This window comes from Vibrio splendidus (assembly GCF_024347615.1).
GTDB lineage: Bacteria > Pseudomonadota > Gammaproteobacteria > Enterobacterales > Vibrionaceae > Vibrio > Vibrio splendidus.
In genome coordinates this window covers 3,123,251-3,150,099 of record NZ_AP025508.1, presented here as the reverse complement: position 1 = coordinate 3,150,099, position 26,849 = coordinate 3,123,251, and the positions used below count along the sequence as shown (strand labels likewise).

Genomic DNA, 26,849 nt, shown 5'->3' with positions numbered 1-26,849 from the left:
GTGAAATATGAAAATATTAATTGCGTGTGTTTTGAGCCTGATTTGTTTTTCGACGGCCAGTGTTGCGGCGTTACAGACGGGAAAAACAGTCACGGTTCCACATCATAAATCTACGCATGTAGTGCTGTCGGGAAAAGCGGCGAAGGTTTCTCTTGGTGATCCTGAAGTCTTAGATATTGTAATTTTAAAATCAAATGAATTGTTCTTAATCGGCAAAAAATTAGGTGCGACAAACCTAATGGCTTGGGATTCACGAGGTCAGTTGATCGAGTCTATTAACATCGAGGTTACTCATGATCTTAATAGCCTCAAAGCTAAGTTATATGAGTTCCTTCCTGATGAAACTATTGAAGTGCACAGTGCGCAGAATCGCTTATTGTTGAGTGGCCAGGTCAGTAACCAGCAACAAATGAATGTGGCGATGAGAATCGCGGAAACTTATTCATCGGGGCAAACCGCCGATAAATCTAATGAAAGTGGTAGTGAGCAAGCCGATGCGACAGGTGTTATCAACCTGATGTCTATAGGTGGCGCGCAACAGGTTATGTTAGAGGTGACGGTTGCCGAGGTTCAAAGAAGCTTAGTGAGAAAGTTTGATGCGAACTTCCATTTTTTCCAAACCAGTGGTTCTGACTTTTCTTGGGGGGCGTCTTCTGTACCTGCCGGAGTATTAGGGGCTACGCCTATCTTCAATATTCCTACGTCGACGGACTACGGCATATTAGGGTCTTTCATTGATAGTAATACTCTGTTTACTTTCGCATTGGACGTAGCAAAACAAAACGGGGTCGCTAAGGTATTGGCTGAACCGAACTTAACCGCATTAAGTGGTTCTAAGGCTGAGTTTTTAGCCGGTGGTGAATTTCCTATCCCTGTGCCAGACGAAGATGGCATTACCATAGAATACAAAGAATACGGTGTAGGGCTTAAATTTATACCGACGGTACTCAGTGATAAGAAAATCAATTTAAATCTAGCCGTTGATGTTAGTGAGATAGCCAATACCAGCTCATTGACCATTGACCCGGGCACCACCAATGCCACTTATTTTATCCCACCTATTACTCGGCGTAGTGCTTCATCAACACTGGAGCTAGCTGATGGGCAAACTATTGGTATTGCGGGGTTGTTGAGTGAAAATGTTAGGGACATCAGTAACAAGATGCCAGGTTTTGGAGATGTGCCGATTTTAGGCCAACTTTTTAACAGTCAAGAGTACATATCTGGAGAAACTGAATTAGTAATCTTAGTAACTCCAAGGTTGGCAAAGCCTATTGATAGAAGCAAAGTGACCTTACCCACAGATGCTTTTGTTGACCCTAATGATTTGGAATATTACTTATTGGGCCGAGGCGCTTACATAGCTGAACCGTCTGAATCTGATTCAGAGCAATCTCAAGCGTCACAGGATATATCACCAACTGATGGTGGTAGCGAAGGCTCATTTGGGCATGATTTATAAGGGGATAGATATGACTAAAATAATGATGATCTTTCTCGCAATGTTATTGGTTGGCTGTGCGAACGATGCTCGTTTAGGGCACTCGGTAGCACTAGTGAAAACAGAGCAAACGTATAACTCTAATGCTACCCAAGAGAATTTACTCGAAGTACCTGATGGTACAGGGGAGCGGATGCAGACTGGTTACGACAGATATGTTGGCAGAGGTGAAAATGATCTGTCCGGAAGTAGTAGCCAGATCTTAGAAGATTTTAACTAAATCTGGAGGTACTCATATGTTGTATCGAGTATCACAAAGCCCGAAAAAACAGCAAGGCTTAGTTGCGGTGATGATTACTGCTGCTTTGTTAGTTTTTTTAGCTGTCTCAGCGTTAGCTGTAGACATAAATCATATGGTTGTGAATAAAACGCGCTTACAAAATGCAGTTGATTCTGCAACGTTGGCTGCTGCAACCATATTAGACAATAGTAAAGATAAAGACGCAGTAGACGCGGAGGTAGGCGCGGCACTCAATGCCATGGCGGCTTCAACAGGGAACCAAGAAATTGATTTCTCGACCGCTTCTATAAGTATTGATTATTCGAATGATCCGAAGGATTTTACAGGCACGGCGACGTTCGATTCAACTGATGATGTGTATGTGCGTGTTCGCGTGGATGCACTAGAGATGGATGAATTCTTTATTCAACTGTTTGGTCTTGAAAAAGTGGTATCGGCAAGTGCTGTTGCAGGTCCCAGCTCAGGCCTCGCTTATAATAATGTTGTACCCATTGGAGTGTGTATTGGTGATGGCACCTCTGATAACGATATTTCTCCAGAAGACGGCTTTCATGATGAAACTGGTGAAGAGATAACCAGTGTATTTGGTTATGAGATAGGGACCGTTCATGCTTTGAAGGTAGGAGACAGTAGCTTATCTGAAATGGGTAATGGTAATTATCATCTGTTGGACTTTGGTTCTGGTGGTAAAACAATCAAAGAAGGCTTAGGTGGTAGTTATGATCAGCCAATTAAAATTGGTGAAGATATAACAACTAAGCCAGGTGGCACAGTTGGCCCCACAGGCGATGGTTTGAATACTCGTTTTGGTGAGTATGGTGGTGGCTTATCGGCATCCGATTACCCTTCAGATTATGTAACCACAGAACCTACCAATGAAATCACGATTGATGCCGGTACGGGAGAGATCGATTCTGATGGAAGTTATACCTATGCTCAATATGAGTCAGATACCAACGCCTGCATAGCAAGTGGTGGTTCTGGGTGCGCATCTAATGGTGTGGCTTGGCGTCGTATTTTACCTATCCCTATGGTGGACTGCTCGGGTAAAAGTGGCGGCTCTACCGACTTTACAGTGAATAAAATAGGCTGCTTTTTCTTGTTGCAAAAAGCACCAACTAACAACTCAGGTACACCTGCCGTTTTTGGTGAGTTTATACATTCTTGCAGTGTCACTGGTGGCTCTGGTAGTAGTCAATCGACAACCGAAGGAGCTTACAAGATTGTTCTGTATAAGGATCCTGATAGTGGGGAGTCGTGATTATGATGCTATCTAATAAACATCAACGTGGTTTTGCTGCTGTAGAGATGGTCATTGCAACCCCTGTATTACTGTTTTTTTTGGGTTTGGTGATCGAGCTTGGCAATGTTCTGATTCACTACAATGTTATCTCTAAGTCTGTACAAAATGGCGCACGATATGCTGTTAGTGAGGTTTACGATACAAAAGGTGGCACTATTGCACCAACATTAGAGATTCAAAATGTGGTGGTTTATGGTCAGAGCAGCGTTGGGACAGCAGTATTGTCTACATTGACGACTGCAGATGTAACAGTAACACCACCCTCTATTGACAGTTATGTGCGAGTCAGCGTGACATATGACTATGTGCCGTTGTTTTTATCTATTCCTTTATCTGCCACAAGTTTTTCTATTCCGTTAAGTGTCACTTCAGTGATGAGGGTACTGTGATGAAAAGGTTTAACAGGCGTATCAAAGGGCTTGCCATCATTGAATTTACCATTGTCTCGGGGTTTGTTTTTTTGTTGTTGTTTCTCATTTTAGCTTTAGGTGCGTATGTATTTTCGCTGCAAATGGTCAGCGAAGCGACTAGGAAGGCAGCTAGGTTAGCGACGGTATGCTCCGTTCTTGATAGAGACAATATTGCGGGAATGGTGGTGGATGATATTCCTCTTGTTGGGTTTACTAATGCGAATTTAGAAGTGGCTTACTTAGACGCGAGCGGTAGTGAAATTACGTCTGGTTATGAGACTGAGCCTGGATTTGGCACCATTAAATTTGTGCGTTCTAGGGCTACGGGTTATGGCATTCAGTTAATCAGTAACCTAAGCTTTCTAGGAGAGAATGGATTTCTTGCAGCCCCTGCGTTTGAAACAATACTACCAGCTGAAAGCTTGGGGGTAGTGAGGGCTGAAGCTGGCACTGACATCAAGAGTCGGTGCCCATAAGCGGTTATTTAAAGGAGATGAATGTATGGGGGAAGCGATCAAAATAACGCCTAATGAAAACGATAAAGATATGACGCGTTTAAGAACGAACCTAAAGGTTTGGTTAGTCTATAGCACTGACGCCTTTCATTCGCATATGAGTCAAGAGCTAAAAAAATGCCGAAATGTTCATGTAACGTCATTTTCTCTTGGGGCAATGAGTGAAGAATACTTAAAAAGTGCAGATGTTCCAGAGCTTATTTTCGTTGAAGCTAATGGGAATTGGGCGCAAAAAATGGTTGAGTTGCAAGGATATGATTTGTCTTTAGAAGACAAGGATTTGTCTTTAGTTGTGCTTGGTGATGAAAGTGATAATGGATCACTAAAAATAGCACTTCGTTTAGGGGCATCAGATTTTTTGTCTCACCATGTGACTCTATCGGACTTACTTCCATTATTGAAGAAAACCGCTTCCGAAAAGCTTGAGAACTCCAGTTACGGAGAGTTTATCTTGTTTTTGAATACCAAAGGAGGGATGGGGGCAACCACCTTGGCGTTAAATACTGCCATTGAGATGGCTACTCAACATCCGAATGAAGTCCTTTTACTCGATATCGACCTTCAATTTGGCGTGATTCCAGACTATTTGAACATAGCACCGACTTATAGTGTTTCGGATGCGATTAACAGTTCTAATGACTTGGATGAAATGTCTTTGGGCTCTTTGGTAAATAAACACGAATCAGGCCTCCATGTTCTAAGCTTTAAACATGAAAATAACGCTGATGACTTCGAGCAGGCTCAGAAAATTGGCAGATTACTTCCAATTCTGCGTCGTTTCTACCCTTATGTGATCATTGACCTGTCTAGAGGCTTAGATCACGTGTTTGCATCAGCAATATCACCTGCGACTAAAGTACTTTTGGTTTTGCAACAGAGCTTAGTGTCAGTAAAAAACACGAGCCGACTAATTAAGTCTCTGAAGTTTGAGTACGGCTTACAAAGTGACTCAATAGAGGTCATTCTCAACCGTTATGAAAAGCGACATTCAATTAAGCTAAAAGACATTGAGCAGGCGGTGGGTAATCATGACATACACCTTATGCCTAACGATTTTAAAGTCGCGCTAGAGAGTGCCAATTTGGGGCAGCCGTTAGTTCAGTCTAGGAAGAAAAGCTCTATTACTCGCTCTATCATCGACTTATCTCATGTTCTCTCACCACCAGAGCAGGAAGAGAAAGGGTGGCTGAAAAAGTTGTTTTCATAATGGGTTGATGAAAAGTAAACACGAGGGATTGTGATGTTCTTTAAACGAAAAAATGTAAATCCAGAGTTTGAAAAAAAAGTAGAACAGATTTCGCATGATTCAGAAGATGCCAATCCTGTTGAACGTTTATCAAGTGCTGAGACGTCCAGTCACTCTCGGACAGAAGCGAGCGTTGAAAAGGAGAAAGCGATCGATGAAGCTCGAAAAGTACTGGAGCAAGAATTATCAATCAAACACTTCTTTCACAAGCAGTTGCTTGAAACGTTAGACTTAGGATTACTTTCTAGCTTGGAGAAAGAGCGCGCCAAGCTAGATTTGCATGAAGCTATCGTTCAGTTGATGGCTGATGATGGTAGTCATGCACTCAGCGCAGAAGGTCGTAAACGGGTCATCAAACAGATAGAAGATGAAGTTTTTGGTCTTGGTCCGTTGGAGCCCTTGTTAGCTGATCAAACTGTGTCGGATATATTGGTCAACGGCCCAAAAAGTGTTTACGTTGAGCGAAGGGGTAAACTCGAAAAAACGCCCTATACTTTTCTTGATGACCGCCATTTGAGAAACATTATTGATCGTATCGTCAGCCAGGTTGGTCGTCGTATAGATGAAGCATCACCTATGGTAGATGCCCGCTTAGTTGATGGTTCCCGTGTTAATGCGATTATCCCGCCTCTCGCACTCGATGGCCCTTCAGTTTCGATTCGTCGTTTTGCCGTCGATCGTTTGACAATGGATAACTTAATTGGTTACGACTCAGTCTCGCCTCAGATGGCTAAATTTGTAGAGGCTGCGGTGAAAGGTGAGCTGAATATCTTGATTTCAGGAGGGACGGGGTCAGGGAAAACAACCACACTGAATATCTTTTCTGGTTTCATTCCGCGAGACCAAAGAATTATTACCATAGAAGACTCGGCAGAATTACAACTGCAACAACCACATGTTATTCGTCTAGAAACCCGTCCTGCGAACCTAGAAGGGAAGGGAGAAATCAGCCAGCGCGAATTGGTTAAAAATACCTTGCGTATGCGACCTGATCGAATCGTGGTTGGGGAGGTACGTGGTAGCGAAGCCGTTGACATGCTAGCGGCGATGAATACCGGTCATGATGGATCTCTTGCTACCATTCACGCGAATACCCCTCGTGATGCCTTAAGTCGTGTCGAAAACATGTTCTCGATGGCAGGGTGGAACATATCAACCAAAAACTTACGAGCTCAAATAGCTTCGGCTATACACCTTGTTGTTCAAATGGAGCGCCAAGAAGATGGTAAGCGTCGGATGGTGAGTATCCAAGAGATCAACGGCATGGAAGGTGAGGTGATCACGATGTCGGAAATATTCCGTTTTCAGCGTAAAGGTATTGATGAAGACGGCAATATTATCGGTTATTTCACGGCAACGGGGGTCGTTCCTCAATACCATGACCAGTTAGTCAAACGTGGACTCGATCTGCCTTTCGAGCTCTTTAGTGAGACCAAAGGTTAAGGAGAGATTATGGACAATGTAAGCGTTTCATTAGGTCTATTATTCATTGCGGTGCTTTTTATCTCTCAAGCTTTGTTGCTCCCTGCAGCAGGGAAAAAAGCGAAGCACAAAGAGTTGTCTCGACGTTTGAAAGAGACGCAACGTAATATCGATGCAGAGAGTTTGTCATTACTCAAAGAGCACTATAACAAAGAACTGTCCCCGTTAGATCGTAAGCTCATCGTTATCTCTTTCTTCGGTGGCTTGAAAAAAATGTTGGAACTAGCCGGTATGAAAGTGGCGTTAAGCCGGTTCTTACTTATTGTTTCTCTTTGCGCTGTATTGCTCTCATTGATATCGATAATGACCAACCAAGTATGGTTCATCAGTGTGGGGGCGTTCATTTTTGTTTGGGTTATCGCCTATCTATTTGTGCAAAATCGAGTGACTTACCGAATGGCTCGATTTGAGGAACAACTTCCTGAGGCTTTGGATATTATTCGACGCGCATTGCAAGCAGGACAACCGCTCGTTCAATCATTCAATGAAGTAGGCGAAGAACTTCCAGATCCAATCGGTGTTGAATTTAAAAATACCTATAACTTACTTAACTATGGTTATGACTTACGCTTGGCGATTCTACAGATGACAGAACGAGTACCAACCGTCTCAATGCTGGCATTTTCTAGTGCCGTAATGTTGCAAAAAGAGACTGGGGGTAACCTATCTGAAAACCTGCAAAAGGTATCTGAAGTACTTAGAGCGCGTTTTAAACTGGAAAGGAAAATCAAAACGCTCTCTGCTGAAAGTCGTTTATCCGCATGGATCTTAACGTTATCCCCATTTGGTTTGTTCTTCGCCTTAAGGGTCGCTAGTCCCGAGTATATCGAGCCACTCTATAAAGATCCTCGCGGCCTATCCATGGTGAGTGTCGGTATTGTTCTTTTGGCTATCGGAGCCTTGTGGATTAAAAAGATCATCAGCATAGAGATTTAACCTATGGAATTACTAAATATTGAAGTTTGGAAGCAGATGTTAGCAGAGTTTGGGATCAGCTCTCAGGTGGTTATCTATTCGATGATTTTGCTTACAACAGTCTTGTTAACACTCACGCTTGGATTTCTATTTTTGGGAGCTCGTTCTCCTTTGGACAAGAAACTGAGACAGATATCAGAAGACGGGGCACCGACTGGCCGAAAACCATACGACTTCTCCAATACGTTAGAATCATTAAGCCCTTTTATAAGTAAAGGTAATAAAAAAGATAATGAAACTTACTCGGAAAAGTTGATGCATGCCGGGTTCCATGAGAAGAGCTCGTTATCGGTTTTCTATGCGTTGAAGGTTTTATCTAGCTTGATAGGTATCGTCGCTGCTTTTATGGTTTATTACATAGCGTTGGGTGGAGACTACAATAATTTACTTATCATGACCTGTGTTTTTCTTGGCACATTCACACCTAATATTATTCTAAGTAAGCTGCAAAAAGAGCGTCAGAAAAAAATAAGAAACGGTGTCCCTGATGCACTAGATCTTCTTGTTGTATGTACTGAATCTGGGCTTGGTTTTAATGCGGCTCTTGGTCGTGTTGCATCAGAGCTCTATGTCTCTCAGCCGGAGCTCGCGGATGAACTAGAGACTGTATTTGCTAAAATCCAAGCGGGCGTCACTATGCCTGATGCGCTTAGGCAACTTATCGAACGAACCGGTTTAGTGGAATTGGAAGGCTTGGTTTCTTTGCTTTCTCATGCATCGAGAATGGGTGGAAGCTTAGCTCAAACGCTCCGTGACTATACTGAAGATTTTAGAGATAAGCGACAGCAAGCCGCTGAAGAAATTGCGGCGAAAATACCGACTAAAATGTTATTCCCTATGTTGATATTTATTTGGCCTTGCTTTTTCATTGTCGCACTTGGCCCTGGACTCTTGATCGTAATGGACGCATTAACTGCGCCGGGAGCAAGTTTATGATGTTATACAATAAGTTTCTTCTACTACTATTGCCAATTTTGCTACTTGGTTGTGCTTCTTCCGATGAGCCAACCAATCAGTTTGATGCCGAATTGTATTCCGGCAAACCAATCGATACTTTGACTAGTGATGATCCACCGCTTAATGAAAAAGAAGCGATCATGCGCGGTGACATTGCTTTGCGTGACAATAATATAGACTTGGCGTTGTATGAATATATACGTTCATTGTCTTTCCCTGAAAAAGAGTTTCACGATAAAACGTTGTTTACTATTGGCCAAATACATTCGTCTCGCGGTAATTATGCGTTGGCCGAAAGAGCTTACCTTGCAGCGCTAGATTTTAACCCCGCCCACACTGAAGTGTTGGAGCAGTTAGGCGTTCTATACACCAAACAACGTCGCACAGATGAAGGACGTAGTTATTTCTTTAAAGCGATTAATTCAGACCAAGTTCGTTTAAAAAGCAGTGAAACTATCCAAAACTACCAAGCATTGAACCAAAGTGAAGTGGCCAGTTTGAAGGTCGATAGTATGTCTCCAGCGCTAGCTTATATGGGGGTTGGCGTACTGGAAGATGTTGACGGAAAGCATCAGATCGCACAAGAGTACTTTAAAAAATCACTGACGATAGACAAAAGTTCAGTCAAAGCTTTGTTGAATATGGGCTACTCCCACTACATGTACGGTAACTACAAGGAAGCGTATCAATACACGCGTTCAGCCTTAGAGTTAGAACCGAATAATGAAAAAGCTCAGAATAATTTGGCGCTTATTTATTTAGCCTCTGGGGATATTAAAAAAGCAACCAACGTATTTATGAGACATATGGAAGCGCCGGAAGCGTTGAATAATGTCGGCTACTTCTTGATATTACAAGGAAAGCCCGATCAGGCAGTCCCTTATCTACAGCAAGCTATCGATAAGAAATCATCTTACTACAAAGTAGCGAATGAAAATTTAAATAGAGCGTTATCAGAAGTGAGAGAGATGGAACAGTAGAAATTTGATTTTGGCTCAATGAAAAGGATATTCATATTGCCTAAAAGCGAAAGCTTTAATAAAGATATCATTGTAATTTCTGCCCTTTGGCTAGTTTGTGCCATAGTGATATTTTTTTATAAGTGGGAAAGCGTTTCAATACTCAACTTGAATGACAATGACGATTATATGCGTTTTGTTCAGTTTCAAGAGTGGATGAAGAACGGGCATTGGTACCTAGAGCCGATGAGTAATTTCAATGCCGCTGATGGTATTATTATTCATTGGTCTCGATTTCCTGATCTCGTTCTGTCGCTTGTTGCCTTTCCACTATTGTTTATCGTTGATGATAACCTTGCTTATACAATATCCATCTCTCTTGTCCCCCTGCTTTACTTGCTGCTTTTTTCACTGTCATGCTTTTACTTAGCTGACCACCTCTTTGGTGCCAAGTATCGCTTTATTAGCATGATGTTTGCGATTTCTTCGCCTTCAATTATCCATTTTTTACCCGGTTCTATTGATCATCATAATATTCAGCTTATCTTCGCTGTCTTGTTTTTAGCCTCGACGCCGTTAAATCACAACCAATTGTGCCAATCATGGCGTGTTTATGCTCAAGCAATCTTGTTGTCTTTATCTTTGTGGACAGGGTTAGACAATGTATTGTTATTTATGATTTTCTTCGCGATTTACACCGTGTATTACGGTCTTGTTTGCCATGAGTGGTTTGGTTATATCTCTAAGCTGTATGCGAGTTCTGCTCTGTTTGGGGTTTGTGCGGTTTTATTAAATCGGCCTTACGATGAGTTTTTTGTTTTTAAGTACGACGAAATATCATTTGCTCTCATCATCCTGTTCTTCTGTGGTTGGCTGTTCGTTAATGTTTATCATCTATTAATGAGTGAAGATAAAAGCCAGCTGCAAAAGGTTTTTCTGTTCGTATTTCTTGCTGTTTTATTTTTAATCCCAGTGGCAGTGCTTTATCCATCGCTCAGCAGTGCGTTGTTAATTGATTACCCTCCTATACTTAAAGTGTATTGGTTAGACCAAGTGACAGAAGCGAAATCGGTCGTTAGATATGTCGCAAGTCATGGTTTTTTCTCGATAGAGAATTACGCTTTGCTCGTGATTCCTGCCACTTTGTATCCATTTTTTAAGCGTAAAAACCACCACTGCACAATTTTGTATCTCATCTTTATGTTCAATTTAGCCCTTGCGATCTTTTGGTAGATTAGAGTCATGAGGTTGTGTTTTGTACTAGCAGCTCCCCTGCAAGCATATGTGATTCTTCAGTTAGCAGATTACATCCGTTCCTTCATCATAAAAGCGACCGTTATTATTTCTGGAGCACCACTAGCGGTCGCCTTTGTCATTCTTGCGTTGTCGCCAACCGAAGAAATTACAACTACTCTTGATCAAAAGGAGCAATCGCTGAAGATCCATAAGGTGCTACAAGATAACGATATCAATTCGCACACCATACTCTCAGGGATCGAAACGGGGGCTCCAGTGTTGGCAAAGACGGATAATCGAATTATTGCTGCTCCTTACCATAGAAATATTGTTGGGAACCAATTTCTTATTGAGGTGATGCTAGAGGAAGATCTGAGTTTAGCCGAAAGGAAAATCATAGAGAAAAGCATCGATATCATTGTTATTGGCAATGATCCGCATTTGTTGATTTTAAAGGACTCGGCGGGAGAGGAGGCGTTTATCAATAAATTATACAGCTCAGATACTCCAACTTGGTTGGAGGTTGTGCACGACAACATTGAAAGCGGCTACCGAGTCTTTAGAGTTAGGGGGAGTTCATGAAAAACCAAACCATTGCTGTGTTACTCCCGTGCTATAACGAAGCTGGTGCGGTCGGAAAAACGGTCACTTCTTTTCAACAAGCTTTACCTAATTCTACTATTTATGTTTATGACAACAATTCAACTGACAACACGATAGAAGAGGCGATGCAAGCCGGTGCTATTGTTCGACATGAGTCTCGTCAAGGGAAGGGGGAAGTCGTTAGGCGTATGTTCTCTGATGTTGAGGCTGATATTTACGTGATGGCCGATGGTGATGACACTTACGATGCGTCTATATGTCCGGCTTTGATCGAGCAATTAAATAATGAAAAGCTCGATATGATTATTGGAAGCCGAGAGCGCTCTTCAGGTGCGTATCCTAAAGGACATATATTCGGCAATAAAATGTTCTCTTCACTTATCAATCGGGGATTTAACGCCCAATTAAGTGATGTTTTTTCGGGCTATCGGATTATGAGTCGCCGGTTTGTTAAATCAGTCCCGATTTTTAGTGATGGTTTTCAAATTGAAACCGAACTCACCGTGCATGCATTACATCATAATATGTCCATTAAAGAAGTCTCAACTCAGTACCAATCTAGACCTGAAGGGACTTCCAGTAAACTGAACACCTTGAGTGATGGCCTCAAGATCCTCAACTTTATCTTGTTCTTATTGAGAGATGTAAAACCAATGTTTTTCTTTGGCGTGCTCTCGATATTGCTTGGTCTTATTTCATTGAGCTTAGGTATTCCCGTTATTGTTGAATTCGTTGACACGGGTTTAGTGGCAAGGCTACCTACAGCTGTTTTGTCTAGCTCAATAGCTTTGATCGCTGTGATGTCTTTTTTCTGCGGTTTGATACTCGATAACGTATCACGAGGTAGGCGAGAGATGAGAATACTCTCTATTTTAAGATTTAAGGACGATAAATAATTAGGCTGAGGTTTTTGGCCAAGGGAGCTGCACTCGAGTGCTTGAAGTGCTAGGTGGAGTTGCAATTGTATAGTTGCTGCTGTGATGACGATTTTGATTAAAGTAAGAAGTAGGCGACTAGCTCCCCTACCTCTTACTCTCAATTATTACTTAGATTGCGAGACCGGTAATCGCACCCAATAACATGAAGATCCCCACTAAACCTACAATCGGCATCTTCACGGTTTTCAATAGCCAAACACCAACAATGATCAGAGCGAAGTCTAAGCTGCTACTCACTGCACTTGTGAAGATGGGTTGGTATAGAGCCGCAAGTAATAAACCGACTACAGCCGCATTCACACCTGTAAGCGCCCCAGCTACTAGAGGCTTACTCGCAATTGCCTGCCAGTTCTTCAATACACCCAGTAGCAGCAAGAAGCCCGGTAAGAACACCGCAATCGTTGCGAGCAGTGCCCCTGTGATCGGTGCTGATGGCATTAATACATAACCGAGGTAAGTGGCTAACGTAAACATCGGGCCCGGTACGGCTTGCGCTGCGGCATAGCCTGTTAGGAAGGCATCTTGAGACAGTTGGTCACCAATGCCATTCTGTAACAACGGAAGAACCACGTGACCGCCACCGAATACCAAGCTGCCTGCTTGGTAGAACAAGCCAAATACTTCAATGCCTTGAGAGTAAGCACTGAATAGAGGCAGACCAACCAGTAAAGCAACGAAAATCACGAGTGGTGTTAACGATATCTTGTGCGTCGAAGGTACTGTTTTTAATTCGTGTGAGGTTAAGAACTTACTGCCAACCATAGAAGCAAACAATAGAACTAATACCTGAGGCCAGATCCCAGGAATTAAAAGCAGAACAATCGCGGTGATCACACACAGTGCTGTTGCTATCTTTGATTGGCAAAAGTTTTTGTACATGCCGAAAGTGGCGTCAGCCACAACCACGACCGCGAGTAGCTTAAGTCCGTGGATGATAGAAATGAAAAGCGGTGCTTCCAACAACTGATTGCTCACTAAGGCCAATATCAACATTAGGATGACAGAAGGGGAGGTGAAGCCTACAAATGCGGCAATCGCACCGGTTAAGCCACCTTTTTTGTAACCAACCGCGAAGCCAACCTGACTTGAGCCTGGACCCGGCAGAAATTGACTGAGGGCGACAATTTGCCCGTACTCTTCGTCGGATAACCAATTCAGTTTCTCAACAAAGGTTTTACGGAAGTAGCCAATGTGTGCCGCTGGTCCACCGAAGCTAATCCAGCCAAGCCAGAAAAAGGTTTTAAAAATTGAAAGCATGATCGATTCCAGATAAATGTTTAGCGTAATTTAGGTGGAGTTGAACTATGATTCAAATTAATTGTTTTAATTATAACTATGAATGATATGGGATTGATTTGTGGCTGATTTTAACTGGAAAGGAATTGACCTTAACTTATTGATTGCACTGCAGGCTTTGTATAAGACGAATAGCGTGAGTAAGGCTGCTGGGCGTTGTTATGTCAGCCAATCTGCGATGAGTCATAGCTTACAAAGACTGAGAAAGCTGTTTGATGACCCTTTGTTTGAGCGTGTCGGTAGCAAGATGGAAGCGACCGACCGAGCCATTGAATTATCAAGCACCGTCGATGCGTTGCTTAATACTATTCAATCTGAAGTTCTGTTGTCCAAAAGGTTTGAAGTTGATAGTTATAGAGGCAGCTGGAAAATAGGGCTGACCGATTACGCTGAACAGATGTTTGGCCCAATGATCTTTGACTTTATTAAGCAAGTTTCGCCAAGCTCTCAAGTCGCGTTTTTCAACGTTAATCGAACCAATTATCAGCAGGTATTTGAAGAGGCTAAGCTAGATATTGCGATAGGCAGTTTTGGTGAAGTGCCTAAATTGTATGGCACAGAACTTCTCTATACTGAGCAACATGTCTGCTTGCTTGATGAATCGGTGTTGGATGTTGAGTTGCCTATGTCACTACAATCATTTGTCTCTGTGGAGCACGCCTTAGTATCGCCTAATGGAGCCCTAAAAACCGCAGTTGATACTAAATTGGCTGAGCTGGGCTACACCAGAAAAGTGGCAATCGCATCGAGCAACTTCTTAACGGTAAAGCGATTGATCAGTGGCAGAAAACTATTGTGTATTGTGCCTAAGTTAGTCGCTAGAAACGCCCCTAATGTCGACAGTTCACTGATAGCTGTCACCCCGCCAATAGACGTTCCTGATTTTGATATACAGCTTGTTTATCGTAAGGGAAAGCAATTAGACGACAAGAATACTCACTTGAGAAAAGTGATCTCCCAGGCGGTTGAGATTGTCATTGCTGTTAAGTGATTGATGGTGAGCTTCTTCTAAGCATGTAACCTATCAAGTGCCAGAGGGTAATAACCATTAGTGCGCCGACATAACCGTCAACAGCGTAATGCCATGCCAAATGCACCGACCCAACCTGAATAAAGAAGGCGTAAATCCACGCTATGTAACCGAGTTTCTTATTTAATTTGAATGATGTCATTGCAATCAGAACGGATATGGTTACATGCATGCTGGGCATGGCTGAGATTCCTGTCCCTATATCTCCAATACCTCCAACGTAGCTTGCCCAAAGCGCATCTTGAGTACTGAGTGCCCACAAAGACATAAAGCCACGTTCAGTGAGTTCTGCGCTCTGCATGTTTAATCTTTGCATCAAGGGAAGATACAAATCTTGGTCATTGAAGTGACTAATAAAAACAGGGCCTGCTGATGATAGAAGGGTCGCCATTATGTTCCCAATGATAAACCATGAACTTAAGAATGTGAGTAAAAACTGGTTGCGAAGTTGGTCATCTTTACGGTAAATGACAAAATAAAGCAGCATTCCCCACATGATAAAAAACCACAAGTTGTACAAGATGTTGATGGCGAGTGAAGCTATTGAATTCGGTAAAAAAAAGTGGGTAATTTCCCAAGGTGAAATGCCAAAGTGCAACCATTTATCTAAATGGTAAAAATCGAGATCTAAAAAATATGGATTGAGATAAGGAATGACTGATTTTAAGAAGGTATAGCTAGAGAATGAGATGTTTAAGACGAGCATTAATAAAATAAAGTAGAGCGGCTTTGATACTGGAAACAACAGAGTTTTAATTTTATTGATGAATTGTTTAGTGGGTCTTTTTTCTCGATTGAACAATAAATGGCAGTAGTAGTATGTCGCCCATAAAATAAAGGTGACGTAACAGACTGTGGCTAAGATCTCTAAGTAGGTATATATGTTGTATCGAACTTCATGAGGCACGAAATAATTAACAACTAACGTTAACGGTGTCGTAAATGCAACATAATACAGAATCAGTTTGTTTCTTCTGAATTCATGAAGTAAAGACGACAATAAGTTTGATTGTTCTTTTTGAGGAGCGGGTTTGGCGGTGGTCGTCTCTGAATCCATATAGCCCTTCATCAAGATTTCCTATCATGATTAAAGGTTAGTTCATTTGAGCTGGTTTTCTACTTTAGCTTTATTCGATTTAGCAAAAATAACCGAAATAATTCCTTCCATTTTTCGCAACCCGACTATACTTAATTTACGACTCAAAGCAGTCGTAAAGAATAGGCTTTTTGATTTACCTAAGTAAAAAAATGGTTATATCCTCATGATATAGCTTAAAAAACTACCAGGCTAAACGGACTTAGTTGGTCTTAAAGCGCTAGCTCCCCCTAGCGCTTTTTCTTTTATGTCGATTCTGGCAAAAGGGTCTGAATTCTTTTCAGCAGTTGCTCGATCTCTTGTTTTTCATAGTGAGCCGTCACCTTAGGTTGGCTGCTTTCTCTTGGGAGTAATGCAGTTTCGATATGGTGCTGCAGTAAAGCATCTTGTGAGTTAGCGTTGAGCTTCTCTGCAAGTACCACAGCTTGTCGACCAATCGTGGTGAAGTCTTGTTTGATGGTGGTCAATGGTGGATTAAAAAACGCACTGTCCTCGATGCCATCAAAGCCGACGACCGCAACCTTATCAGGGACAGGTATCTGCAGTTCTTGCAGTGCACGTAAAGCTCCCAGTGCCATCTGATCACTTGCCACTAACACGGCATCAAATACGGCTTGTTTAGAGACAGCTTCTCGAACGCCAAGATAACCACTTTCTGCTTGCCAGTTTCCTTGATATTGATACTGCACCTTACTCTCTGCATCTGATAACGCGGCTAACCAACTTTGATGACGAATCTTTGAGGCACTGGATTCATTCGGGCCAGTGATCAGCAGGAAGTCCGTTCGTCCGCTTTCAAGTAGATGTTGAGCTGCCAGTTTTGCTCCTTCCGCATGATCACCGCAAACATAGTTCACTTGGCTGTTAGAGGGAACATCAATGAAGATAAGGTTGAGGTGCTGATATTGTTCCACTAACCATTCTGCATCGGCACTCTCTAAAGGCACATTCAGAATAATGCTGTCTACCTGTTGAGCCATCAATTCACGAATGGCCTCACGGGTGTTCGCGAGATTAGGCTCGGAAACAACAGAGAAAGCGACGCCATAACTCATATCATGAGCCTGCATTCGCACGCCATTGGCGATCATTGCTGCGCCATGCAGTGCCATATCGAGAGTGACTAAGCCAACGCTGGTGGACTTGGCTCGACTGAGCATTTGCGCACCTTTATTGGGTACATATCCCAGTTGCTTTATGGCGGCGTTAACCTTGTTGCGGGTGGATTCCGCGACGTCTTGTGAGCCATTGGTTACTCGAGATACCGTCTGGGTGGATACCCCTGCCAGTTTTGCTACGTCTTTGAAGGTGATACTCATCGCTCTGCTCATCGAATATTTTGGAGTGAAATAAGCCTACCGAAATTTACCAAACTAAACTCTGCTCACTCTCAAATAAATGTCTTTTAAAACATTAAAAATGTTTCCGGAAACAGTCGATCTTGTGCAAGTTTTTCGAATGGTAAAGCCAATTTACATCACGATTTTGTGGGTTTTGGATACTAATCTGGCGTGATGGGTTCATTATCATTCCTATATTATGTTTACGAAAACAATGGAGATTAGTAATGAACGAATTTATTCACTTAAAGAGTAAAAACCATAGTTTGATCATTAAATCAGGGCGTGTTCCAGAGGTTTTGCATTGGGGGGCAAAGATCGCAAGTATTGATGAAGATCTTCTGCTTTCGACAGAGAGACCGATTTCCCAAGCGCGACTTGATGTGGATGTGCCTCTCTCTCTTTGTCCTGAATTAGGCAGTGGGCACTTTAACGCTCCAGGCATTGAAGGTCACAGAGAAGGGCGTGATTGGGCTCCTGTCTTTAAGACCGTTCGTTACGATGCTCAAGATCAAGAGGCGTGTTTTTTCCTTGAAGACAAGGTTGCTCAACTGAACCTTAAGGTAGAGATTAAGCTGGATTTCGAATCTGACGTCGTCCAAAAGCGTGTAACCGTCACCAATAAAGGCAGCAATAAATACTACTTGAACAAGCTTTCTTCAACGCTGCCATTGCCGAATCATGCTAACGAGCTTATGACGTTCCATGGCCGTTGGTGTCATGAGTTCCAAACGCAACGTCAGCGTTTTGAACACGGCGGCTTCATGCAAGAGAACCGTCGCGGTCGTACTTCACATGAAAACTTCCCTGGCATGTTTGCAGGCACTCAAGGGTTCTCAGAGCAAAACGGTTTGGTGTGGGGATTTCATTTGGGTTGGAGCGGTAACCACCAAATGCGCGCGGATGTTCGTAGTGATGGCCGCCGCTTTGTTCAAGCGGGAGAGTTATTGCTAGCGGGTGAATCGATTCTAGAACCAGAGGCAACTTATCAGACACCTTGGCTCTATGGCTGTTACAGCAACTCAGGTTTAAATGGCATCGCGCAACGCTTTCAACAATTTGTTCGCGACAACATTATTAAATTCCCAACAGATAAACCTCGTCCCGTTCATTTAAACACATGGGAAGGGATCTATTTTGATCACAAGCCTGACTACATCATGCAAATGGCAACAGAAGCGGGCGTGATGGGCGTTGAGCGTTTCATTATTGATGATGGTTGGTTTGTGGGGCGTGATGGTGAACGCACGGCACTGGGCGACTGGTATTTGGATGAAGTGAAATACCCAAATGGCTTAGAACCTGTGATTGAACATGTTAATCAACAGGGTATGGAGTTTGGCCTGTGGGTTGAACCTGAGATGGTTAGCCAAGACTCTAATCTTTATCGAAACCATCCGGATTGGGTACTTGGTCTACAAGGGTATCATCAACCGTCTGGTCGTTGGCAATACGTGTTAGACCTACAAAATGAAGCGTGTTTTAACTACTTGTATGAACGCCTCAATGCGCTGCTGACTCGATACAACATCACTTACCTTAAGTGGGACATGAACCGAGAGTTGGTTCAACCGGGTCATCAAGGTAAGGCCGCGGTGCATGGTCAAACTAAAGCGCTATATCGCCTTGTTGATGAGTTGAATCGAGCGCACCCAGAAGTCGAAATTGAATCTTGTTCTTCGGGCGGCGGCCGTATCGATTTTGAAATTCTAAAACGAACCCATCGCTTCTGGGCATCGGATTGTAATGATGCCTTAGAACGCCAAGCCATTCAAAAAGGCATGAGTTACTTCTTCCCACCAGAGGTGATGGGCGCGCATATCGGCCCAGCAGAATGCCACTCAACAAATCGTCGTCACAGCATCAATATGCGTGGTGTAACCGCACTCATGGGGCACATGGGTGTTGAGCTTGACCCCGTTAAAGAGTCACCGGAAGAGAAACAAGCATTCTCACATTACATTTCACTGCATAAGCAATTTCGTCATGTTTTACATTCTGGCCGTAGTTTCCGAATGGATCCTTCGGACAAAAATCAGAACATTTATGGCGTTGAAAATGACGATGAAATGCTGATCACCGTGTGCCAATTAGCGATGCCTGAATATGCTCTGCCTTCGCCACTTCGTATTAGCTGCGTGGAAGACAACGCGATGTATCAAGTGAAGTTAGTGGACATGCCAAAAACCAGTTTCCAGTTGATGAAACAGCGCCCCCAATGGCTCGACAAAACGTTGACCCTGAGTGGCGATAACCTCAAGGAAATTGGATTGACCTTACCGATTCTAGACCCAGAGTCAGCCTTGATTGTTCATCTGAAAAAGATATGAAGCGCTAACTCTGAGTACCCCTACAAATAAAATTCTAAATATAAAAATATAATCGGCAGCGAGGAATTGCTGCCGCAATAACTAAACTTAAGGAAAACAAAATGTCTATTACAGTTCTGCTGTCATTCTTGTTATTTACTGGTTTTGTTGTCGCGTTTACCTACAACAAAGTTAAAAATGACAAGAACACCTCACAAGACGGCTTCTTTCTCGGCGGAAGAAGCTTAACCGGTGGTTTGATTGCCAGCTCCCTAATTTTAACCAACTTAAGCGCGACTAGCTTTGTTGGTATGAGTGCACAAGCTTATACCCACAACATGAGTGTCATGGGGTGGGAAGTGGCCTCTGGTGTCACTTTAGTCATCATCGCTCTGATGCTGGTACCGCGTTACCTGAAGCAAGGGATAACGACGATTCCAGACTTCTTAGAGAGCCGTTACGACATGTCGGTGAAGAAGTTTGTGACGTTACTTTTCTTGTGCCAGTACGTCATCAATATCTTGCCAACCACACTTTATGCCGGTGCCGTTGTTTTAGGGGAGATCTTTGATGTTCAAGCTCTGCTAAATATTTCAGAGTTTAGTTCAATAGCCCTTATTTCGGCGACGATTGGTCTACTTGGCTTCTTTTACGCGATTTATGGCGGCCTAAAAGCGGTTGTGATTGCGGATACGATTAATGGCGTAGGCCTGATTGTTGGCGGCATGATGATCCCCGTGTTTGGTTTGATGGTGTTGGGCGAGGGCAGCTTTGGTGCTGGCTTGGATATTCTGCTTTATGCAGCGCCAGAGAAACTGCAATCGGTTGGTACAGATACTGATCCACTGCCGTTCTCAACCTTGTTTACAGGTCTTCTACTTGTGAACCTTTACTACTGGGGTACGGATCAATCAATCATCCAGCGTGCGTTGGGTGCTAAGAACTTAAAAGAAGGTCAGAAAGGGGTGATTCTTGCTGGTGCGATTAAGGTTATCTCTCCACTGTTCCTAATTATTCCAGGCATCATCGCATTCCACATGTTTGGTGCAGATGCCGGTAATCCAGACACTATGTACACGCGCTTGGTTAACGAAGTTTTGCCTAAGCCGTTGGTTGGCTTCTTTGTCGCGGTTATGTTTGGTGCCATCCTAAGTACATTTAATGGTGTGCTTAACAGTTCGACCACTCTATTTGCATTGAATGTCTACAAACCTTTGTTTGGCCAAGGTAAAACAGATGAAGAGCTGGTGGGTAAAGGCCGTATCTTTGGCGTTGTGATCGCGATTATCTCTGTGTGCATTGCACCGTTCATCATGTACGCACCAGAAGGTTTGTTCCAATACCTACAAATGGTAGCGGGCTTCTTCAGTGTGCCAATCTTCACTATCGTGTTTGTGGGTTACATCTCTAAACGTGTGCCAGCTCTAGCGGCTAAAGTGGCATTGGTGGTATTTGTAAGTTCATACGCTGCGATGCAGTTAGTGTTCAAAACACCTATTCACTTCTTACACCAATTGGCGATTCTGTTTGTTGTATGTACAGCGCTGATGTTCATCATTGGCTACTTTATGCCACGTGAAGATGATTACGTGATGCCTGTGAATGAAAATATCGATGTCACACCTTGGAAGTTCCGTTTCGAAGCTTCGGCTATCATTCTCTACATGGTATTAGGTGCTTACGTGATGTTCTCTGATGTTGGTTTTGTCTCGGATGATCCAACCATCATGCAGGTGTACGGTGTGTGCGGCATTGTAATGTTAGTCGGTATTTTTGGCCGATTAGCAAAGCGTAAGAAGGGCATTGAAGCTCCGGTTTAATTACTTAAATTGGCTTTTAACTATCTGATATTATTTAATAGTTTATAGATTTTGAGTAAAAGGTTCGCCATAGGCTAATTACTATAAAGTGAATAAAAAAAGCCGCGCTATGAACTGACCCCCAATAGTTGGACACCAATTATTGGGGGTCTTTTTATATCTAAATATTAATCGGAAATTGGACTCTCGATTACGCTAGGTCGTCTTTACCTTCGATAAGCGCATGGTGGCTAACTGAACCTGCAGTGCGTGCAGCTAAGTGTGGGGCATATTCCGCGTCATTAATGAAATCAACGGCAGCTTGCTTTGATGGCCACTCAATGATGACACGCAATGCAGGCTGCTCAGCGTTACCTTCTACGTTTTCGTGGCTAGCAGTGCGAGCTAGATATTTACCGCCATATTTTGTGACGAGTCTGGTTGCTGGTTCGATGTAATCAGCGACCCAAGCGTCAGTGGTTGGCGTAACTTCTAGTACTGAGTAATAAGACATAATCTTGTTCTCCTATCATGCCAGTGGCTTTGTGCTTATTAGTAGCAGTGCGTGCTTAGCATTCGGTCATTAACGACATAGTTAACGAGTAAGGTAATAGTAGTGCGCTTTTGATGAATTTATAACTAATGGAGGGCAACTCGGGTTATCTGAAAGTAACATTAGGTGGGGGCTGTCATTTTGAGTTAGGTACAAGTACCTTATTGAGTGTACCCAGAGTGTTTCTGGGCACAGTATTAACATGGGTTCTAACACATAGCTCGAGTGGTAATCAGCAAGGCTCTAAATGATCTACAAAGAGAATCGAGTCCATTTCTTCGCTCGCCAGCGACGAACCATAATCAATCCGCGGAACCATTCGTCCATCGCGATTGCCATCCAAGCACCAAATACGCCATAACCCCAATGCACACCAAGTAAATAGCTCATCGCAACGCCAATGCCCCACATGCTAAGAATGCCCATTTTGATCGGGAACTTAATATCGCCTGCGGCTTTTAAGCAAGAAATGAAAATCAGATTAAACACGCGACCACCTTCTAAAAGTATCGAGCCTGCGATGAGTGCGGCAGTCAGTGCGATGATCTCTGGATCTTGAGTGAAGAGATCCAAAATCTCGAATCGGAAAATATAGACCACGCAGGTAATGCTGATAGAGGCGATGAAACCAACCACAAAATAGCGTTGTACACGGTTGGCTATCTCATCTATCCAACCTTTACCAATGTAATAACCCGTTTGGATTTGGCTACCTTGGCCGATGGCTAAGGCAAAGGCAAAAGAGAGACGTGCGATGTTTTGTGCGTAAGTAAATGCGGCCAATGAAGACGTTCCCATCTGAACCACAAAGAAGGTAATACTGATTTGCGCCATGTTGTAAGAGAGTACTTCTCCAGCATTCATAGAGCCGATCTTCATGATTTTTTGATAGATAGCTTTAGGCACAGATTTGAACTGTTTCATCGGTAGGTCAATGCCTTTGTTTCTTACGACACCGATTAAGATCAATAAGCCGATCACTTGGCTAATGACTGTCGCTGTTGCAACCCCTTGTACGCCGTACACTGGCAACCCGAAAGGTTGGTAAAGTGCGCAGTAGTTGCCGAAGATGTTGATCACACCTGCAATCATGTTGATGACCATCGGTGATTTTGAATAGCCATGGCTGCGTAGAATCGTGGTGAGAACGACACCTATCGTGACATTAAAGGTGAGAGCACCACTGATAAACAGATACTCTTGAGCGTACTGTTCGACTTGAGCTTCCAGTTGGTAGAGCGGAATAAAATATTCAGCACCAAGAATCGCAATAATACTGAGTAACACACCGGTAATAATGGCCAAGATAATACTCGCCACGCCCACATGAGCGCTCTCTTGAGTGCGAGAGGCACCGTTGTATTGTGCGATTAGGATGCCTGTACCGCTGCTGACCATGGTTGAGACGATGATCAGAAAAAAGGATATCTGAGAGATAACACCAACGGCAGACACGGCTTTGTCTGAGTACCCCGATAACATGAATACATCACTGGTGTTGAGTGCGGTTCTTAGAAGAACTTCGATAAAAATTGGCCAGGTGAGCGCAACGATTCCCATGCGTTTATTTAGGGTGGAATCAGCATTAGGCATTTGGGTTTTCTCAGAAAGGGGTAAGCGACACTATAGTTTAGCCATTATTGAGTAAACGACTATCAAATTAATGTCCGGATAGCTATTAAGGGTAAATAAAGTTCGAATAAGTCTTCTGAGGCCAACATTTAGGTGTGAGTTATGAAACTTTTGAGAGATGTTTCATAAGGTAAAGAGGAAGAAAGTGGAAGCGTTTAACTACTTAAAAGTGGCACAAGAAGTGAGTTTGAAATGAAGTGGTAAAGCTAGCGACATCGAGCTAGCTTTACCGTTTGAAAAGTCTAGTTAATACGCTGACCTTCAGCATCAAACAGATGACAATCTTTTGATGCGAAATTTAGATTGAGAGACTGATAACGTGTGACCTCTTGATCTCCGGGGAGGTGAACTTTAAAGCTATCAACACCACATGATTGTCCAAACATATAAGTACTGTTGCCCAATCTTTCTACTACCTCGCTCTGGAATTCAATCGTGATATCTGAGTCGCCATTGATCTCCAAATGTTCTGGTCGAATACCAAGCGTCAGCTTTTGTCCTTCAGCAAGACCATCACTTGGCAATGGCAGAGTAATTTTACTGAGGCCATTGACGGTAAGTTGGGCATGAGTGTCAGAGGTGTTATTGACCACACATGGCAAGAAGTTCATTTTTGGAGAGCCAATAAAGCCGGCCACAAATTCATTTTGAGGGGAATGATACAGTTCGAGAGGTGAACCCACTTGCTCAACTCGACCATCTCTCAGTACCACGATTTTGTCTGCAAGTGTCATTGCTTCTACTTGATCGTGCGTGACATAAATCATGGTATTTTGCAGATCTTGATGCAATTTTGCGATTTGTAACCGCATATCGACACGAAGTTCAGCATCTAAGTTTGATAAAGGTTCGTCGAATAAGAACACTCTTGGGTTACGAACAATCGCTCGACCAATAGCAACACGCTGACGCTGTCCACCTGACAGTTCTTTAGGTTTACGTTTCAACAAAGGGTCTAGTTGAAGCGTTTTCGCTGCACTGGTGACTTGTTTCTCGACGACTTCTTTAGCTACACCGTTCATTTTCAGGCCAAAGCCCATGTTTTCTTCAACCGTCATATGCGGATAAAGGGCGTAGGATTGGAATACCATCGCCACACCACGCTCGGCAGGATCGACATCGTTAACCAGATCATCGCCAATATGGATCTCACCTTCAGTAATCTCTTCCAAGCCAGCAACTAAGCGTAAGAGAGTTGATTTACCGCAACCAGACGGCCCAACGAATACTACGAATTCGCCGTTACTTATTTCTAGATCAACACCATGGATCGTTTGAACATCACCATATCGTTTGATGACCTGTTTTAAGCTGATATCAGCCATGCTCTCTCCTTGCTTCGTTGGACTGCATCTCTTTGCCTTTAAAACATACGCTTTCATCAGAAATTTGTTAGGTGCCTCGCATGATTTATTGATCGTGGTCATATAAATTTGGCGATCTATACTGATTTTTGTGGAAACGTTTACAAAAATAAAACATAACTGTGCGCAATGTTATCAATAAGCCTAATATTTGAACGTAATTACTATAAATGCTGCGTTGCTTGATTAAATTTAGAAACCTAGGTGGAAATTAATCAAATAGTAAATGAAGCTTTTAATACAAGGAATTTCGGGAAATGGAGCAATCTGTGAAAACGATATACCCAGAAAATCGCATCCCATCGGCGAAAAAGAAAAGGCGCATTAGTTCTAAGGTGTCGCCTTGGCTGTTCTTGGCGCCAGCCATCGCTATCTTCTCTCTCTATGTTATCTACCCCATCTTGGACAGTATCTGGCTGAGCTTCTTTGAGTGGGACGGGCTAGGTGAAAAAGAGTGGGTAGGGCTTGAGAACTATCGTGAGCTATTTGACTCTGATGCTTTTTATACTTCGTTAACGAATAACTTCCTTTGGTTGATCTTCTTTATGCTTGCGCCACCGTGTGGCTTAGCGATTGCCCTTTTCTTAAACCAACAAGTGAAAGGCATTCGTGTCGTAAAATCCTTATTCTTTTTCCCCTTTGTTATTTCTCAAGTGGTGGTCGGCCTCGTATTTTCTTGGTTTTATGACCCGTCATTTGGCCTTTTCAATATGGTATTGGGTGCGTTCGGTTTTGAGCCCATATCAATACTCGCTGACGAAGACTATGTCACCTACGGAATCATTGCCGCTGGTCTATGGCCACAAATTTCTTACTGCATGATCTTGTATCTCACTGGGTTGAATAACCTCGACCCAGAGCAATTAGAAGCGGCGAGACTGGATGGTGCAAAGAAGTGGCGCATGTTGTGGTACGTGGTGTTGCCTCAACTAAGACCCGCGACGTTTATTGCTGTGGTCGTGACCGTGATTGGTGCCCTGCGTTCTTTCGATTTAGTGGCAACCATGACGGCGGGTGGACCTTGGGGCAGCTCGACGGTACTGGCGTATCAAATGTATGAAGAGTCTATCTTTAACTATCGAATGGGGTACGGTGCCGCGGTTTCTGTGGTGCTGTTTCTGATTATGGATATCTATATCGCTTACTTCTTGTGGCGCATGTTAAGGAGTGAAAAATAATGTTTCCGCAACCAATTCAAAAAGCCGGTCGCTTTACTAATATCAGCTACCGAGTGGCGTTACCTATCTCGATCGTGATGTGGTTGTTACCGCTTATCGCCGTGATGATGACGTCAATTCGTTCAATGGATGACATCAACAAAGGTAATTACTGGGGCTGGCCGAGCGAGATTCAATTCATAGAGAACTACACCCAAGTTTTTACCTCGACCTCGATGGGGCAGTACCTAATCAATAGCTTGATCATCACACTGCCGGCGGTCGCAGGGGCTGTCGCTCTCTCGACTCTGGCTGGGTATGCCTTGGCGAAATACAACTTCAAAGCCAACGTTTGGATCTTTGCGATGTTTATTGCGGGCAACTTTGTTCCGTTCCAAATTTTGATGATTCCAGTGCGTGATTTAACGATTGGACTTGGCCTTTACGATACCCATTGGGCGCTGATTTTCTTCCATATCGCTTTTCAAGCCGGATTTTGTACCTTGTTCATGCGTAACTTTATCGTCGGGATCCCAGATGCCTTGATCGAAGCGGCGCGTGTGGAGGGAGTCAGCGAATGGAAAATATTCTGGCATGTCGTACTGCCTTTGGTTCGCCCAGCTTTAGCGGCGTTAGCTGTATTGGTGTTTACCTTTATTTGGAATGATTTCTTCTGGGCTCTAGTACTGGTTCAGAGTGATGACGTTCGCCCTGTGACTGCGGGGTTGAGCTCACTGCAAGGCCAATGGCTGGCGTCTTGGCAGTTTATGTCGGCGGGTGCAGTGGTTGCGGCTATCCCACCGGTAGTGCTGTTTTTTACCATGCAAAAGCACTTTATCGCAGGTCTGACATTAGGTGCGACCAAAGGGTAAATAACGAGATAAGAATCGATACACGAACCTAGCAA

At 43.3% G+C, this 26,849-nt stretch carries 22 protein-coding genes and 1 pseudogene; 17 read left to right on the top strand and 6 right to left on the bottom strand.

What is annotated here, in order from left to right; translation table 11 throughout:
• The first annotated feature begins 7 nt into the window (after positions 1-7).
• The 12 genes and pseudogenes from OCU90_RS13945 to OCU90_RS13890 all read left to right on the top strand — a co-directional run bounded on the left by OCU90_RS13945 (position 8) and on the right by OCU90_RS13890 (position 12,324).
• Complete coding sequence (locus OCU90_RS13945; RefSeq protein WP_004734456.1) at positions 8-1,462, top strand: type II and III secretion system protein family protein; 1,455 nt, start codon at positions 8-10, stop codon at positions 1,460-1,462.
• Positions 1,425-1,721 carry a hypothetical protein gene (locus OCU90_RS13940; protein WP_206207874.1) on the top strand — a complete coding sequence of 99 codons (297 nt, stop codon included), beginning with the start codon at positions 1,425-1,427 and terminating at the stop codon, positions 1,719-1,721. The genes OCU90_RS13945 and OCU90_RS13940 overlap by 38 nt, the downstream gene beginning before the upstream one ends.
• A 16-nt stretch (positions 1,722-1,737) precedes the next feature.
• Complete coding sequence (locus OCU90_RS13935) at positions 1,738-3,003, top strand: TadE/TadG family type IV pilus assembly protein (protein ID WP_061022436.1); 1,266 nt, start codon at positions 1,738-1,740, stop codon at positions 3,001-3,003.
• A gap of 2 nt (positions 3,004-3,005) precedes the next feature.
• Positions 3,006-3,434: a TadE/TadG family type IV pilus assembly protein gene (locus tag OCU90_RS13930; RefSeq protein ID WP_054547538.1), complete on the top strand. Its 429-nt coding sequence runs from the start codon at positions 3,006-3,008 to the stop codon at positions 3,432-3,434.
• Positions 3,434-3,931, top strand: a complete 498-nt coding sequence (locus OCU90_RS13925; protein ID WP_004734452.1) for a TadE/TadG family type IV pilus assembly protein — start codon at positions 3,434-3,436, stop codon at positions 3,929-3,931. Before OCU90_RS13930 ends, OCU90_RS13925 begins: the two co-directional genes overlap by 1 nt.
• Positions 3,932-3,956: 25 nt before the next feature.
• Complete coding sequence (locus OCU90_RS13920) at positions 3,957-5,177, top strand: AAA family ATPase (RefSeq protein ID WP_004734451.1); 1,221 nt, start codon at positions 3,957-3,959, stop codon at positions 5,175-5,177.
• A gap of 33 nt (positions 5,178-5,210) precedes the next feature.
• On the top strand, positions 5,211-6,659 hold the full coding sequence (locus OCU90_RS13915; RefSeq protein WP_061022435.1) for a CpaF family protein: 1,449 nt from the start codon (positions 5,211-5,213) through the stop codon (positions 6,657-6,659).
• A gap of 9 nt (positions 6,660-6,668) precedes the next feature.
• Positions 6,669-7,634: a type II secretion system F family protein gene (locus OCU90_RS13910; RefSeq protein WP_017093002.1), complete on the top strand. Its 966-nt coding sequence runs from the start codon at positions 6,669-6,671 to the stop codon at positions 7,632-7,634.
• A gap of 3 nt (positions 7,635-7,637) precedes the next feature.
• On the top strand, positions 7,638-8,609 hold the full coding sequence (locus tag OCU90_RS13905) for a type II secretion system F family protein (protein ID WP_017087448.1): 972 nt from the start codon (positions 7,638-7,640) through the stop codon (positions 8,607-8,609).
• Positions 8,606-9,610: a tetratricopeptide repeat protein gene (locus OCU90_RS13900; RefSeq protein WP_061022434.1), complete on the top strand. Its 1,005-nt coding sequence runs from the start codon at positions 8,606-8,608 to the stop codon at positions 9,608-9,610. The genes OCU90_RS13905 and OCU90_RS13900 overlap by 4 nt, the downstream gene beginning before the upstream one ends.
• A gap of 18 nt (positions 9,611-9,628) precedes the next feature.
• Positions 9,629-11,407: pseudogene (locus OCU90_RS13895) on the top strand (hypothetical protein).
• Positions 11,404-12,324: a glycosyltransferase family 2 protein gene (locus OCU90_RS13890; RefSeq protein ID WP_061022432.1), complete on the top strand. Its 921-nt coding sequence runs from the start codon at positions 11,404-11,406 to the stop codon at positions 12,322-12,324. Before OCU90_RS13895 ends, OCU90_RS13890 begins: the two are co-directional and overlap by 4 nt.
• A 150-nt stretch (positions 12,325-12,474) precedes the next feature.
• Here OCU90_RS13890 and chrA read toward each other — a convergent pair whose 3' ends face one another.
• Positions 12,475-13,623: a chromate efflux transporter gene (chrA, locus tag OCU90_RS13885; protein WP_061022430.1), complete on the bottom strand. Its 1,149-nt coding sequence runs from the start codon at positions 13,621-13,623 to the stop codon at positions 12,475-12,477.
• A gap of 100 nt (positions 13,624-13,723) precedes the next feature.
• Between chrA and OCU90_RS13880 the strand changes: the two genes are divergently transcribed.
• Positions 13,724-14,653 carry a LysR family transcriptional regulator gene (locus OCU90_RS13880; protein ID WP_061022428.1) on the top strand — a complete coding sequence of 310 codons (930 nt, stop codon included), beginning with the start codon at positions 13,724-13,726 and terminating at the stop codon, positions 14,651-14,653.
• Here OCU90_RS13880 and OCU90_RS13875 read toward each other — a convergent pair.
• The gene (locus OCU90_RS13875) at positions 14,646-15,761 is read right to left on the bottom strand and encodes a phosphatase PAP2 family protein (protein WP_017095495.1); all 1,116 of its coding nucleotides are present in this window, start codon (positions 15,759-15,761) and stop codon (positions 14,646-14,648) included. The genes OCU90_RS13880 and OCU90_RS13875 overlap by 8 nt on opposite strands.
• Positions 15,762-16,033: 272 nt before the next feature.
• Positions 16,034-17,107 (bottom strand): LacI family DNA-binding transcriptional regulator, encoded by a 1,074-nt coding sequence (locus tag OCU90_RS13870; protein ID WP_061022426.1) that lies wholly within the window; start codon positions 17,105-17,107, stop codon positions 16,034-16,036.
• 248 nt (positions 17,108-17,355) lie between these two features.
• On the opposite strand from OCU90_RS13870, the gene OCU90_RS13865 reads away from it, so the two are divergent.
• Entirely contained in the window at positions 17,356-19,458 is a 2,103-nt protein-coding gene (locus OCU90_RS13865) for an alpha-galactosidase (protein ID WP_061022423.1), read from the top strand.
• A 101-nt stretch (positions 19,459-19,559) separates the two neighbouring features.
• Positions 19,560-21,257, top strand: coding sequence for a solute:sodium symporter family transporter (locus tag OCU90_RS13860; RefSeq protein ID WP_061022421.1), 1,698 nt, complete (start codon positions 19,560-19,562; stop codon positions 21,255-21,257).
• A gap of 190 nt (positions 21,258-21,447) precedes the next feature.
• Here the strand turns inward: OCU90_RS13860 and OCU90_RS13855 are convergent, their stop codons facing one another.
• From OCU90_RS13855 to OCU90_RS13845, 3 genes are all read right to left on the bottom strand, one after another.
• Positions 21,448-21,750 (bottom strand): DUF1330 domain-containing protein, encoded by a 303-nt coding sequence (locus OCU90_RS13855; RefSeq protein ID WP_017084205.1) that lies wholly within the window; start codon positions 21,748-21,750, stop codon positions 21,448-21,450.
• Between the two features lie 291 nt (positions 21,751-22,041).
• Positions 22,042-23,382 (bottom strand): MATE family efflux transporter, encoded by a 1,341-nt coding sequence (locus OCU90_RS13850; RefSeq protein WP_061022419.1) that lies wholly within the window; start codon positions 23,380-23,382, stop codon positions 22,042-22,044.
• Positions 23,383-23,663: 281 nt separating this feature from the next.
• Complete coding sequence (locus OCU90_RS13845) at positions 23,664-24,746, bottom strand: ABC transporter ATP-binding protein (protein WP_061022418.1); 1,083 nt, start codon at positions 24,744-24,746, stop codon at positions 23,664-23,666.
• A gap of 296 nt (positions 24,747-25,042) precedes the next feature.
• Between OCU90_RS13845 and OCU90_RS13840 the strand changes: the two genes are divergently transcribed.
• Both OCU90_RS13840 and OCU90_RS13835 read left to right on the top strand, forming a co-directional pair.
• The gene (locus tag OCU90_RS13840; RefSeq protein ID WP_004734436.1) at positions 25,043-25,963 is read left to right on the top strand and encodes a carbohydrate ABC transporter permease; all 921 of its coding nucleotides are present in this window, start codon (positions 25,043-25,045) and stop codon (positions 25,961-25,963) included.
• Positions 25,963-26,814 carry a carbohydrate ABC transporter permease gene (locus tag OCU90_RS13835; protein ID WP_004734435.1) on the top strand — a complete coding sequence of 284 codons (852 nt, stop codon included), beginning with the start codon at positions 25,963-25,965 and terminating at the stop codon, positions 26,812-26,814. The genes OCU90_RS13840 and OCU90_RS13835 overlap by 1 nt, the downstream gene beginning before the upstream one ends.
• The last annotated feature ends 35 nt before the right edge of the window (positions 26,815-26,849 follow it).

Coding starts and splice junctions, on each gene's coding strand:
- OCU90_RS13945 (WP_004734456.1), top strand. CDS start 8: ATGAAAATATTAATTGCGTGTGTTTTGAGCCTGATTTGTTTTTCGACG.
- OCU90_RS13940 (WP_206207874.1), top strand. CDS start 1,425: ATGGTGGTAGCGAAGGCTCATTTGGGCATGATTTATAAGGGGATAGAT.
- OCU90_RS13935 (WP_061022436.1), top strand. CDS start 1,738: ATGTTGTATCGAGTATCACAAAGCCCGAAAAAACAGCAAGGCTTAGTT.
- OCU90_RS13930 (WP_054547538.1), top strand. CDS start 3,006: ATGATGCTATCTAATAAACATCAACGTGGTTTTGCTGCTGTAGAGATG.
- OCU90_RS13925 (WP_004734452.1), top strand. CDS start 3,434: ATGAAAAGGTTTAACAGGCGTATCAAAGGGCTTGCCATCATTGAATTT.
- OCU90_RS13920 (WP_004734451.1), top strand. CDS start 3,957: ATGGGGGAAGCGATCAAAATAACGCCTAATGAAAACGATAAAGATATG.
- OCU90_RS13915 (WP_061022435.1), top strand. CDS start 5,211: ATGTTCTTTAAACGAAAAAATGTAAATCCAGAGTTTGAAAAAAAAGTA.
- OCU90_RS13910 (WP_017093002.1), top strand. CDS start 6,669: ATGGACAATGTAAGCGTTTCATTAGGTCTATTATTCATTGCGGTGCTT.
- OCU90_RS13905 (WP_017087448.1), top strand. CDS start 7,638: ATGGAATTACTAAATATTGAAGTTTGGAAGCAGATGTTAGCAGAGTTT.
- OCU90_RS13900 (WP_061022434.1), top strand. CDS start 8,606: ATGATGTTATACAATAAGTTTCTTCTACTACTATTGCCAATTTTGCTA.
- OCU90_RS13890 (WP_061022432.1), top strand. CDS start 11,404: ATGAAAAACCAAACCATTGCTGTGTTACTCCCGTGCTATAACGAAGCT.
- chrA (WP_061022430.1), bottom strand. CDS start 13,623: ATGCTTTCAATTTTTAAAACCTTTTTCTGGCTTGGCTGGATTAGCTTC.
- OCU90_RS13875 (WP_017095495.1), bottom strand. CDS start 15,761: ATGAAGGGCTATATGGATTCAGAGACGACCACCGCCAAACCCGCTCCT.
- OCU90_RS13870 (WP_061022426.1), bottom strand. CDS start 17,107: ATGAGTATCACCTTCAAAGACGTAGCAAAACTGGCAGGGGTATCCACC.
- OCU90_RS13865 (WP_061022423.1), top strand. CDS start 17,356: ATGAACGAATTTATTCACTTAAAGAGTAAAAACCATAGTTTGATCATT.
- OCU90_RS13860 (WP_061022421.1), top strand. CDS start 19,560: ATGTCTATTACAGTTCTGCTGTCATTCTTGTTATTTACTGGTTTTGTT.
- OCU90_RS13855 (WP_017084205.1), bottom strand. CDS start 21,750: ATGTCTTATTACTCAGTACTAGAAGTTACGCCAACCACTGACGCTTGG.
- OCU90_RS13850 (WP_061022419.1), bottom strand. CDS start 23,382: ATGCCTAATGCTGATTCCACCCTAAATAAACGCATGGGAATCGTTGCG.
- OCU90_RS13845 (WP_061022418.1), bottom strand. CDS start 24,746: ATGGCTGATATCAGCTTAAAACAGGTCATCAAACGATATGGTGATGTT.
- OCU90_RS13840 (WP_004734436.1), top strand. CDS start 25,043: ATGGAGCAATCTGTGAAAACGATATACCCAGAAAATCGCATCCCATCG.
- OCU90_RS13835 (WP_004734435.1), top strand. CDS start 25,963: ATGTTTCCGCAACCAATTCAAAAAGCCGGTCGCTTTACTAATATCAGC.